At 53.2% G+C, this 11,895-nt stretch carries 9 protein-coding genes; 6 read left to right on the top strand and 3 right to left on the bottom strand.

Translation table 11 applies throughout. The features are described from left to right. Positions 1 to 148: 148 nt before the first annotated feature. A complete protein-coding gene (locus tag F1593_RS15435; protein ID WP_149402458.1) occupies positions 149 to 2,362 on the bottom strand; it encodes a hypothetical protein in 2,214 nt (737 codons plus the stop codon). A gap of 639 nt (positions 2,363 to 3,001) precedes the next feature. Here F1593_RS15435 and F1593_RS15430 point away from each other — a divergent pair. From F1593_RS15430 to F1593_RS15405, 6 genes are all read left to right on the top strand, one after another. Beyond that, the gene (locus F1593_RS15430) at positions 3,002 to 3,631 is read left to right on the top strand and encodes an RNA polymerase sigma factor (protein WP_172632141.1); all 630 of its coding nucleotides are present in this window, start codon (positions 3,002 to 3,004) and stop codon (positions 3,629 to 3,631) included. Next, entirely contained in the window at positions 3,628 to 4,953 is a 1,326-nt protein-coding gene (locus F1593_RS15425) for a WD40 repeat domain-containing protein (RefSeq protein ID WP_149402456.1), read from the top strand. The genes F1593_RS15430 and F1593_RS15425 overlap by 4 nt, the downstream gene beginning before the upstream one ends. 142 nt (positions 4,954 to 5,095) lie before the next feature. Next, a complete protein-coding gene (locus tag F1593_RS15420; protein ID WP_172632140.1) occupies positions 5,096 to 6,487 on the top strand; it encodes an ABC transporter substrate-binding protein in 1,392 nt (463 codons plus the stop codon). Between the two features lie 492 nt (positions 6,488 to 6,979). Next, on the top strand, positions 6,980 to 7,906 hold the full coding sequence (locus tag F1593_RS15415) for a carbohydrate ABC transporter permease (RefSeq protein WP_216368876.1): 927 nt from the start codon (positions 6,980 to 6,982) through the stop codon (positions 7,904 to 7,906). After that, on the top strand, positions 7,903 to 8,841 hold the full coding sequence (locus tag F1593_RS15410) for a carbohydrate ABC transporter permease (RefSeq protein ID WP_149402454.1): 939 nt from the start codon (positions 7,903 to 7,905) through the stop codon (positions 8,839 to 8,841). Before F1593_RS15415 ends, F1593_RS15410 begins: the two co-directional genes overlap by 4 nt. A gap of 278 nt (positions 8,842 to 9,119) precedes the next feature. After that, positions 9,120 to 9,737: a hypothetical protein gene (locus F1593_RS15405; protein WP_149402453.1), complete on the top strand. Its 618-nt coding sequence runs from the start codon at positions 9,120 to 9,122 to the stop codon at positions 9,735 to 9,737. A 189-nt stretch (positions 9,738 to 9,926) separates the two neighbouring features. Here F1593_RS15405 and F1593_RS15400 read toward each other — a convergent pair whose 3' ends face one another. Then, positions 9,927 to 10,328, bottom strand: coding sequence for a cupin domain-containing protein (locus F1593_RS15400; protein ID WP_216368875.1), 402 nt, complete (start codon positions 10,326 to 10,328; stop codon positions 9,927 to 9,929). 193 nt (positions 10,329 to 10,521) lie between these two features. Next, positions 10,522 to 11,787, bottom strand: coding sequence for a cytochrome P450 (locus tag F1593_RS15395; protein WP_235932596.1), 1,266 nt, complete (start codon positions 11,785 to 11,787; stop codon positions 10,522 to 10,524). Between the last annotated feature and the right edge of the window lie 108 nt (positions 11,788 to 11,895).

Below are 11,895 nucleotides of genomic sequence, written 5' to 3'. Positions count from 1 at the left end.
TTGATCGAATTTAAAAATATGGCACAGGTGAAAATATGTTGGGACCCCAACATACAGAGCGTTGGGATCCATTGGCCGTACGCGTCACGGTGCATTAGCTTGCGCTGCACTGCCTGCGTTTCTCACGTCTTCAATTATCTACGATGACTTATTCGAAGAAGCCTTCGAGCAATACATCATCACTTTCCGTTGCCGCCGCTTTTCTGGCGCGGGCATTCTCAGCCGCCGCTTTTCTGGCGCTGGCGATGGCTTCTCCCTCTCGTTTCATGAGCTCTATTCTCGCCTTTTGCAGCGCCTCCGCATCGAGGCTGCGGTGGTTCCAGACATGCTGATCACTCTCAAAGAATCTGAGCACGTCTACATTTTTCCAGAGATAGGCAAAGCCCTGTGGCTTCAACACAACGTTTGCAATGCCGTCACTGTTCTTTTTTGCGTCCGCCTGCATTTCAAATTTGGCATCGGGATTGCTCGCAAAGGCCTCTAGTTTGCTTCCTTCTTTCGGCCTGCTAATGTAGGCTCGCTGCGCGAAAAAGTCTAGCATATCGTCATTAATAGGAATTTCCATGATCCATTTATAATTCTTTTTATCATTCTCAAGCTGTTGCCTTTCTTGACGAGTTAAAGTTTCATTTTTCGCTATTTTCTGTTCTACCTGGCTTTCTCGTTCGAACTTATACGGCTCATTGACAGAAAAAACCATCTCACCACGTCCATTTGGGATTCCCTCCCCCCTTGGAGAGTCGGCGAAAAGAAACTTTACGATCTTGTTAATATCCTGAGATTTGGCCGCACTGGTAAAGGCTTCTTTTTCAGCGTCAGACATGCGACGCACAAGCACTCCCGTCTTCATACGCTGCACGCTGCGTCTGAGGGCTGTGCGCATCCCAGGATCGAATTGGCGATGATTCAAAATCTCCTCCGGCCCAACGAGCGGTGGCATCCACAGTGGATTATCAGCATTCGCTTCCTGGCGTTGTCTGGCATCCAACGGGGAATATGTCCCGAAAAAATTACGGGCGAAGAGATCCTTCCATTTATCACTATATCCGAATCCAGCATTGCGTGATGATGGGCGCGATTGCTCATCATCACTTCTATCAGAATTCCGCCCGATTTCACTCCCATTGCGTGATGATGAGTCATCCCCATCACTACTACTCTCCCCAGGGATCCGAATGGGATCACCAGGATTGCGGAAAATTTCAGAAGTGAACAACTTCTTCATAGTCGCCAATTCGTCATGACCCGAACGTCCCAACCTTGCAGTGTTGCTTTTTTCTGAATCTGGGTTGCTTTTTTCTGAATCTGAGCCCGAACCTGAATCAGAGTTACGACGAATTTCCGTAGCGGGCGATTGATAATCTACCAGGATTACTTCCTTCACTGGATAATGCTGGTGTGCCCATTCGAGAGCCCGGTCCATGCGCGCATTCAGCGTCTCTACCATCTCTGCCTGGAGTTTCTCAGGATAGTGCGCCTTATCCATAGCTCGCGTTATTTTGTCGGGGGTCAGATTGATACAGAACGTTCTGATCGAGTCCGCAACCTCGTGATCGGTGAGTCCATGATAGGGGCCATCCTTGGCCCTCATCGACGTAATTTCCTCGACCTGCCTGCCGTCAAACTTTTCTTTCATTCCCCCCTGAGCACGAATATCGAGCGCACCACCCAGATCAGCACGCACCATACGCTTATCGACCGCCATCCAGTTATCTGTTTTGAATAAATCCCAATTCGCGAAGATCATATCAGCCGCCACATGGCGATAGAAATCCGGGGAATTGTGCAATTCACTGCTCATAGGCACAAGCGTAGCCCCTTCGGGTTTCGTGATCAGATCGGTGAGCTGCGCCAGCTTTGCCTCTGACCCCTCATTTTCACGCACATAAATCAATCGGGACTTAAGAACAGGAACACCAAGCTCTCGGTAAAGATTATTCGCAAGAACTTCTGTCTGGATCTGGCGTTCGTTATTCCCAAATTTCAGGACTTTCAGGCTTTCGCCCTCATGATTCTTCAATTCAATGAGTTGCGGTCTGGTAGATCCATTTTCAAAGGTATGATGAACGGTAAACTCTTTCTGGTCATAGAGCCTAAGCTCAGGAACACCTCGGTTGGCATCACGGGTATCACGATCACCTGAATAGGTCGTCATTTTGGACTCACGGCCCGTCAGGAGATCCTTCAGTAACGTGCGACGCTCACCGCCTTTACCATTCTCATCCCAGCCCCGGCCCTTCTCTCCCTCATCCCCACGAAGCTGACGATCTGCCTGGTACATGCCCATAGCCAGGCCATCCGGGGGAGAGACCATGGGTTCGATTACAGCACTATCCCCCCCGTCTGCAATTTTTCTTGGCATCAGATATATTCCTTTTTTATACAAGCAAGAGTGTTGTCTGATTTAAATTCATTATAATCGATGAAGTTATTTCAGGAATCATAGAATCTTTGCAAGCCTTTATCAAGAGGGATAAGAGGACAATCTTCGCATCTTAGTTTGCCTGCTTTTCTACCCCAACCCAAATAGCACATCTATTTTACAACCTGAGCCGTTGTATAATGGGGAAGGTTGATGCGACTGGCATCCACGATAGCGATGGATCGATCTGTCCGGCAAAGCCACGCACTCCTGGCAATCAAAACGTATTTTCTCTCTTTGGTGACGAGTTTTGAAAAGATGGTGTCAAATTTGTCAGATTCTGGTCTTTTCCTCTGTCATTATTAGTGAATGCATATTTCTAGCACAGTGTGCGCAAAGGGAGGAACGTTCTTGTGGATGTCCAGAGAACATTCACGTCCCTTCTGCTTTATCTCTGGTGGAGATGGCAATGGTTGCGGGGCAGGAACCATCATGATAACTTTTATGTACATACGGTTGTCAGAATCACGGGGCCTGGAGTGCAACTTCTGGCGCTCCCCCGGCGGGATGACTCGCGGGGTCGCGACTAAAAAAAAAGACGGTGGTAGACAGCGGGGTCTGCTACAAGGAGCTGAACACATGGCATATTGGACTGGGCGCAGTTCTTCATCACGCTACGATGACGGTAAGCAGGCACTCAGTGTGGACATACTCGTCAAACGGGCTCAGGATGGCGATCAAGCAGCCTTTGAGATGCTCTATGCGCGCTTCAATGATCAGATTACGACGTATTTGAGTCGCATGGTGGGCAATGATGGTGTGGGCTGCGAGTTGACGCAAGAGACGTTTCTGAAAGCCTGGTCAGCCCTTCCCGGCCTGCGCAATCCCGAATTATTTGTACGCTGGATCTACCGCATTGCCCTCAATTGTGCACGCGACTATCAGAAACGCCAGATGCAGATGCAGACGGTGACATTCGATGAGTCGAATAGCGATGATGAACACCTGCAGGTGGAGGGGCCGGAGAGCGAGGTGGCGCAGTCCGAATTGCTACAACTGGCCCTGGCTCAGGTTTCTCCCCTCTATCGCGCTTGCCTTATTTTGTATATAATCGAGGATTTACCTCAGCGCCAGATTGCTGAGCGGCTCAATATAAAGGAAAACTGTGTGAGTAAATACGTGAGTCGTGGAAAAGAAGAGTTACGTCAGATTTACTATCAGTTGCAAAAGGGCAAAGACAAGGCACCCAGCGGGAGGAAAGGTCGATGAGCCATCACCCTCCTTGCTCCCAGTGGGCGGAAAAGCTGGCGCTCAAGCGGAGTGATCTCTCAGTTGCGGAACAGGTGGCACTGGATGCCCATGTGGGACAATGTTCCGCCTGTCAGGCCGCGCAAGAGGAGTATCACTTCCTGGATGCGGCGCTGCGTACCCTGCCAGATCCAACAATGAGGGCGTTCCCACGTATTGCCTTGCTACTGGAGGATTTCGATACGACCTCCTTGCATGAAGAAGATGAGCCGCTTCAGAAGTCCTTTACCAATTCCAGACGACACCAGCAGACGCGCCGGGAAGGCAACAAGCAGATGAAGTCCCGCCGACGGAGCCGCGAGCTGATTCCTTTGCTCGTCGTGGCCTGTCTCTTGCTCTGCTTTGGACTGGCTGGTGGCTACTATAGCATGCTCTCAAGCACGGGCCGCGCCTCAGGCACCGCGCGCCTGACCTATCTCAAACATACTGATTTCGTGAGTGCCCTGGCCTGGTCGCCCGATGGCACAGAGGTTGCCACAGGGAGTTGGGATCATACCGTGCAGGTCTGGAACGCGAAAACAGGCGCGCTGATTACTACCTATACCGACCATACAGAAAATGTGAGCGCGTTGGCCTGGTCGCCCGATGGAGCCTATATCGCTTCCGCCAGTTGGGATCACACGGTGCGCGTCTGGGAGGTGCTTACCGGTCGTACGGTTGAGACCTACAGCGGACATACCGAGGAGGTCAGTACGCTGGCCTGGTCGCACAATGGACAGGAGATCGCATCGGGCAGTTGGGATCATACGGTCCAGGTCTGGCAGGCCCACACTGGTCTCCATCTGCTCACATACGCTGGCAATCACGATTTTGTTAATACCCTGGCCTGGTCGCCTGATAACACGGAAATCGTCTCCGGCGGGCTCGATAGTAAGGTTATGCTCTGGAACGCACAGACAGGACACACTATCCTGACCTATAACTATGCCTTGAGTACATCCGTCGATGCCCTGGCCTGGTCGCCCAATGGCAAGCAGATTGCCACCGGGGGCAGCAATACAACCGTACAGGTTTGGAATGCCCAGAGCGGTCAGCTTGAGCTTACCTATCGTGGGCATACGAAAGATGTCGATGCGTTAGCCTGGTCGCCCGATGGCAAGAATATTGCCTCCGGCAGCTGGGACCACACCGTACAGGTCTGGGATGCCAGTACAGGCTCCCCTCTCTTAACCTACCAGGGTCATACCGATCTGGTCGATGCACTGGTCTGGTCTCCCAATGGCAAAGAAATTGCCTCCGGGAGTTGGGACCACACCGCGCAGATCTGGGAGGCCGGTACATAAATGGCGGGCCGCCGCTGGCTTACGTTGGCGTAGGCTGGCAATGGAAGGCGGCACCACCTGCCGAGACAGCTTCCTCGGAAACTGCATCGGCACCCCTATTCTTTCCCATATTATTATCAGTAAGCACAAGGAGCGATTATCCATGACTATTTTTGATCGTCGAAACCGTCAAGATCTGGATCAACTCGTCGAAGAGTTTGCAACCACGAGCATGCCCCGGCGCGCATTTATGAAACGTGCGCTTGGCGCTGGCCTGAGTATCAGTGCGGCCTCGGCCCTGCTGGCAGCCTGCGGTGGCGGCTCAACCCCGAATGGCAGCACGAAAGTGAGCACCATCGACATCCTGACCGAGTGGAGCGGCGAAGAGTTAGCCTCATTTAAGGCTATCACAGATGCCTTCACCAAGAAGACATCGAATGGTATCAAGGTCAATATCGAGTCCACGCGTGACCTGCCCGCCGTGCTGTCAACTCGCGTCCGTGGTAATAATCCACCTGACGTCTGCGGCATGCCCAGCCTGTCCACCTTCCAGCAACTGGCCCATCAGAAGAAGCTGATCGCACTGGACTCCTATTTTGACATGGCGGATTTCAAGAGCCAGTACAATCAGACCTGGATTGATCTTTCTTCGGTAGACGGCCACCTGTATGCTGTGTTGCCAAAAGCGAATAGCAAAGGCACCATCTGGTATAATCCAACCACCTTTAAAGCCGTTGGCGGCACCATTCCTACGACCTGGGATGAGCTGATCAGCGTATCCGACAAGATCGCGGGACAGGGCAAATATCCCTGGGCGATGGGTGTGGAGAGCGCAGCCTCCAGTGGCTGGCCCGCCGCAGACTGGGTTGACCAGATCTTCCTGAGCCAGAATGGTCCAGATCTCTATAATCAATGGGTCGCCCACAAGATTCCCTGGACCCACAGCAGCGTCAAAGCCGCCTTCCAGGCCTTCGGACAGATCGCCAATGGCAAGCACTATATCAATGGTGCGCCCCAGTCCATCCTGGCAACCAACTTCCAGGATGCATCCTACCAGCCATTCGCGCCCAATCCGAAGTCTTACATGTACTATCTGGGAGATTTCACCCAGGGCTTTATCACCACACAGTACAAAACCCTGAAGGCCGGTACAGATTATGACTTCTTCGAGTTCCCGACCATCAATCCTCAATACAAGGGAGCCGTCACCGGTGGTGCCGACCTGGTCGTTGCGATGAAGGACAATGATGGCACACGCCAGTTCATGAAGTTCCTGTACTCCGCTGAGGCACAGAGCATCTGGGTCAAACGTGGTGGTGCGACTTCCGCCAACAAGAACGTCGATCCCAGCCTCTATCCAGATGATATCGCACGCAAGGCTGCCAAACAGTTGACCAGTGCCAGCTTCTTCAGCGTCGGCGCGGATGACCTGATGCCTGCCGCCGTTGAGAATGCCTACTGGAAAGGTCTGCTGACCTACATCGGCGATCCCAAACAATTGGATAGCGTCCTGAGCGGTATCGAAGGTACAGCACAACAGTCCTATACCGCCTAACCAGTACCATCGGGCGCTTGCTGCTCACTTGAAGCATGATGGAGAAATGTAGGTGCGCTTTCCTCTCCATCGTACGATCTGCTCGCCCGTCGGCTCTTCCGTATCCCGACAGAGGGAGCGGTGGAGCGAGATGGGGGGTACGTGAACGGGCAAGCGCACCTCGGGGTTGCGACCTCGGCACGCACCTACACTCTTCGTCGTACGATCTGCTCGCCCGTCGGCTCTTCCGTATCCCGACAGGGAGAGCGGTGGAGCGAGATGGGGGTACGTGAACGGGTAAGCGCACCTCGGTTGCGACCTCGGCACGCACCTACACTCTTCGTCGTACGATCTGCTCGCCCGTCGGCTCTTCCGTATCCCGACAGGGAGAGCGGTGGAGCGAGATGGGGGGTACGTGAACGGGCAAGCGCACCTCGGTTGCGACCTCGGCACGCACCTACACTCTTCGTCGAGAATTTTATCTAAACGCCAATGAGGTAAAAGGATGCATTTATGACAACGACAGATTACCAGACCGTGTCGATTGTGCCCAAAGCGCATAAAGCCCGCAAAGAACACGGACAAACCTGGTGGGCCTGGGTGTGGGTTGCGCCAGCACTGATCCTGGAACTGATCTTTTATATCTATCCCTTGATCCAGACGATCATTTTGAGCTTCCAGAACGCTGATTCGAGCAGCTATGTGGGCTTCAAAAACTATGTGACTATCTTCACCAATCCAACTATGCTCGAAGTTATCAAGAATAATTTGCTCTGGTTGGTGCTGGCGACACTACTGACGGTCGGACTTGGCCTGATCGTCGCAGTACTGGTCGATAAAGTCAGGGTCGAGAGCGTCGTGAAATCCGCCCTCTTCGTCCCGATGGCGATCTCTTTTGTGGCTGCGGGCGTGATCTGGCGCTTTATCTATCTGTACAGTCCCAATGGGGAGAACCAGATCGGTCTGCTGAACGCGTTTTTGGGACTCTTCAAGGTCCAGCCACAGGCCTGGTTGATCAATACCAGCTTTAATAATCTCGCACTTATCGCAGTCTATACCTGGATGTGGACCGGCTTCTGTATGGTGATTATCTCGGCGGCCCTCAAGGGTATCCCTGAGGATGTGATCGAGGCGGCCAAGATCGATGGTGCCAGCAACCTGACGCTATTCTGGCGCATTACAGTCCCGATGGTCCAGCCCACCCTGGGCGTCGTGGCAACCACGATGGTCATCAACGTCCTGAAGATCTTTGATGTCATCTATATCATGACGGGTGGTGATTACAAGACCGACGTAGTAGCTGTAGAATTCTATAATCAGTTGTTCAACTTTAGCAACTATGGCCTGGCAAGCGCCCTGGCGATTCTCCTACTGATCGTCATCTCGCCGGTGATGTATATCAATATTCGTAGATTGCGAGCACAGGAGGCTGAACGATGAACATCTCTGAAAGCCAGGCTTCGAGCGAGCTTACGAGCGCGCCGAAGACAGACAAACCAAAAGCCAGGAAGAATAGCGAGACCCGGGGTCGCCTGTTGCGCCGCGCCCTGGGGAGTGGACTCCTCACAGTCGTGGTGATCGCGCTCGCGCTGATCTGGTCGGTACCGACCTTTGGACTCTTTGTCAGTTCATTTCGTCCGGCCAGCCTGATCACCACCACTGGCTGGTGGAGTGGACTGATCCCGCCCTGGAACTTCACTCTGCAAAACTATATCGATGTCCTGCAAGCCCAGGGACTGGGCCAGGCCTTCGTGAATAGCCTGATCATCTCGATTCCCGGCACCTTCCTGCCCATGATCATCGCGGCCTTCGGAGCCTATGCCTTTGCCTGGATGAAATTTCCGGGGCGCGATTTCTTCTTCATGGGTATCGTCGCGCTGCTCGTCATTCCCACGCAGATCGCGCTGGTCCCGGTCCTCAAGCTCTTCACCGACATTGGTCTGACCGGAGAATACGCCGCCGTCTGGCTGGCGCATACCGCCTTTGGACTGCCCTTCGCCGTCTTCCTCTTGCGCAACTTCTTCGCCGCCCTGCCATCCGACCTGATGGAATCCGCGCATATTGACGGCGCATCGCACTGGCGCATCTTCTGGAGCATCATCATCCCACTCTCGGTGCCCTCGCTGGCCTCGCTGGGCATCTTCCAATTCATGTGGGTCTGGAACGACCTGCTCACCTCCCTGATCTTCCTGGGAGGCAATCCGCAGCGCGCCCCCATGACGCTCAGCATCGCCAACCTCGTCGACTCCTATGGATCAAACTATCCCGTCCTGACCGCGGCCGCCTTCCTCTCCATGGCTCTGCCGCTCGTCGTCTTCTTCGCCCTCCAGCGCTACTTCGTCCGAGGTATCCTGGCTGGCTCCGTCAAAGGCTAAACTCGGCCCTGTTCTATAAGAAAAGCCGCGCACTTCAGACAGAAGAACGCGGCTTTCTTGCTGCAAATAGAACGATACGGGGACGGCAAGTTTTTTTGCGTACAGAAAGTGATAGAATTTACAAGGATTCTGGGCCTCTTGTCCACTGGTAGCAGGACGCAGATTCTGGTAGCATCTCAACATCGCAGACTGGTGGCACCTTGATCAGGGCATAAAGAAGGATGGTTAACAGAACAATGCAAAGAAATAGGGAAATATTACCTCCTCGCGATGTCTCTATGGACAACGAGGATCAACAGCAAAGCCTCTCTCAATTTCAAAGGGAGTTCTATCGGGCTCCAGATCCCTCGGGCAGCAATGACAGACCATCGCTCACAGCGGAACAACTAAGAGAAATTCACCAGGTGAAAGCACAAGCAACCCCCTGGCTTTACTATTATTTAATGAATCACCCCACGATCAATGAAAATGAAGTTGCTGAACGCATCGTGATCAAGATTAATGAGACATTTGAAAAGGAAGCACGAGAAAGTCCTCGCCAACATGTTTCACAGTTAGTACGGCTGAGTATTGATCAAGTTAAAGATACCTATCGTCAGGATACGGAACAATGGACCCAGGCCGATAAGATCGATGGTCTCATCAAAAAGATATGGAGCGGGGACGAACGACAAGAGCTGCGAGAACAATTTAACAAGAATCAGCAGGAAATAGATGCGATTGACCATACACTCAACAATTGGTCAGGAAATTTGTTAGGATATCGAAACAACAGTCTAGGAGCAGAACGGGAAAAATTGCAGAAAGAACAAAAACGTATCCAACGTGGAATCACGAGGTTAGATAAAATGGACACAATTGCCCCACCTGAAGAACTGCCTCCCTATGAGGAATAGGTTCAGTGACCGCTGAGGGACAGCAGGCACCTGGGGATGCGCGAAACACAAGTATCACAGAAGCTTCACCTGTTTCAATTTATGCGCATAAGTGCGGGTAGAATCTATGTAATCCTACCCGCTCCAGGGATAGAGCATCGGTTCCAATGATCTCCCATTCATCTTTTTCGATCCCAACAGGCGCCGCGCTTACGCGGATGGCTGCCAGTGGGCTGCGACCTGAATCCATTCCTGTTCGCCGGGCCAGGGGGGCATGGTGGTGAGGATGAAGCGCAAAGGCTCCGGGCCGGTGGCGCGGAATTGAAAATGGGTGTGCGGCGGGATGCTCAGATTGACGCCAGGGGAAACATCGACAGTCTCTTCTTCGCCATGGGGGCTCTTGCGCCAGACCTGTCCCCGGCCTTCAAGGATATACCAGATCTCTTCTACGTTCTGGTGCATTCCGGCCAGCGAGATGTGGTCGGGTGGAAGCGTGCAGTGACACATACTGCCGCCTTTCATTTGTAGCAATAAACGAATCTCGGAGCCGTCGGGCGCATAGACCTGCATCTCTTCTGGCAACGACATCGTCTCAAAATGGCTATCTTTCATGTTCTATTTCCTCTCTCCAATAATCGATGAAGTTCCTTTCACATCTTATGATCGCAAACGTAGGCATCGCACGAAGCGTCGCGCAGGTCGATGCCTACATTATTGCACATTTGTTGTTTTCCTGCGTTTACCACCAGACAGGAACACGAGAACCCGCTATACGCTCCCGCTCCTGTTTCGTGGTGTGGATGGGCTATTTGATGGCGAGCTGGAAGTTGCGGATCTCGTAGCCGGTGACGAGTTCGTTCCAGGTGACGGTCGGCGCCTGCTTGATATAGAGTCCGTCGATGGCGAGCAGGCGCTGAAGGAAGAGGTCGGTTTCCTGGATGGCGATGTAGGAGCCGGGACAGCGGTGCGCTCCATCCCCAAAGCTCATGAGGGCTTCGGTGGTCTGGTTGGCCTGGATTTCACGCCCCGGACAGGCGAGCAAGGGTTTCTCGCCGGTGACACTTTCGTCACTGTTGGCTCCGTGCAGATGCAGGTTGATCAGGGCGTCTTTGGGGATGGTATAGTCCTGCTCTCCACTACTGATGTGGAGTTCGGAGTTGGCGCGGCGGAAGAGGTTTCCTACGACGGGTTCCAGGCGCAGGAGTTCTCCCAGGATGGCGTAGCGCTCTTTCTCGGAGGCGATCAGATAGCGCTGGCGCAGTCCTTCGTGCTCAAGCAGATGCCAGGTGGCGACACAGATGAATTCTCGCGTGGTGACCATGCCAGCGGCAGCATAGGTGACGCATTCGGTCAGGATTTCAGCGTCGCTGCTCCCCTGCGCAACAAGATGGGAGATCACGTCGTCCTGCTCTTTCCACTTGCGGGCCTTGATGGCGGGCTTGACATCGAGCATGAAGAATGAACTGAGCGCGAATTGATTGCTCAGGGTGTGCAGCAAGGCACGCAGGCTCAGTTTTTTGGTGAGCTGGGAGAGGTCTCCCGCAAAGAAGGCGTCCAGGCGCTTATCCATACCGGGTAGAGTACTGTTTGTCAGGCCGACCACTTGACTGGCTACGCGAACAGCCATGAAGCGGCTCAATTTGCTGAGATCAGCTTGCTTACTCCGACGCAATTCAGCAATTAACTTGTCTGCGACATCTTCCATCAAACGGCGATAGTTGCCATCTACGGCTTTCGGCGTAAAGAAGCGCGCCGTCTGCTTGCGCTGTATCTGATGCTCTTTCCCATCCAGGAAGAGGATGGGCGGGGTCATCTTAGAGGCGGTGGCTGAGAGCGTGTCGGAACCAAAGCCCGCCTGCCGCGTCTCGCCGCTCCGCAATACCGCACGCGTCTCATTGAAGCCGTAGATGTGCCAGACGCCCTGCGCATCACATTCGATAGAAATGCCGGTTGGCTCGACGTGCTGCGCCGTTTTCTGGTGAGACCATGCCTGTGCCTGATGATCAATCGGACAGCCTGCCGCACGCGCGGCTTCTCGTGCCATGGGAGGGGTTTGTGGTTCTATCGACATATTTTGATCTACTTTCTCTATCTTGTCTATCTGATGAATCTTCGCACCTGCGGTGCTCAAAACAGTTTTTAGTGTGTGGTGCAGGAAAGGTGCACAGCACCTTTCCTG

The sequence above is a fragment of the Dictyobacter arantiisoli genome (genome assembly GCF_008326305.1).
Lineage (GTDB): Bacteria > Chloroflexota > Ktedonobacteria > Ktedonobacterales > Ktedonobacteraceae > Dictyobacter > Dictyobacter arantiisoli.
This window is presented reverse-complemented; position numbering and strand designations above follow the sequence as displayed.

What these genes read in the sequence shown, in the direction of transcription:
- F1593_RS15435 (WP_149402458.1), bottom strand. Translation starts at nt 2,362, where the DNA reads ATGCCAAGAAAAATTGCAGACGGGGGGGATAGTGCTGTAATCGAACCC.
- F1593_RS15430 (WP_172632141.1), top strand. Translation starts at nt 3,002, where the DNA reads ATGGCATATTGGACTGGGCGCAGTTCTTCATCACGCTACGATGACGGT.
- F1593_RS15425 (WP_149402456.1), top strand. Translation starts at nt 3,628, where the DNA reads ATGAGCCATCACCCTCCTTGCTCCCAGTGGGCGGAAAAGCTGGCGCTC.
- F1593_RS15420 (WP_172632140.1), top strand. Translation starts at nt 5,096, where the DNA reads ATGACTATTTTTGATCGTCGAAACCGTCAAGATCTGGATCAACTCGTC.
- F1593_RS15415 (WP_216368876.1), top strand. Translation starts at nt 6,980, where the DNA reads ATGACAACGACAGATTACCAGACCGTGTCGATTGTGCCCAAAGCGCAT.
- F1593_RS15410 (WP_149402454.1), top strand. Translation starts at nt 7,903, where the DNA reads ATGAACATCTCTGAAAGCCAGGCTTCGAGCGAGCTTACGAGCGCGCCG.
- F1593_RS15405 (WP_149402453.1), top strand. Translation starts at nt 9,120, where the DNA reads ATGGACAACGAGGATCAACAGCAAAGCCTCTCTCAATTTCAAAGGGAG.
- F1593_RS15400 (WP_216368875.1), bottom strand. Translation starts at nt 10,328, where the DNA reads ATGAAAGATAGCCATTTTGAGACGATGTCGTTGCCAGAAGAGATGCAG.
- F1593_RS15395 (WP_235932596.1), bottom strand. Translation starts at nt 11,787, where the DNA reads ATGTCGATAGAACCACAAACCCCTCCCATGGCACGAGAAGCCGCGCGT.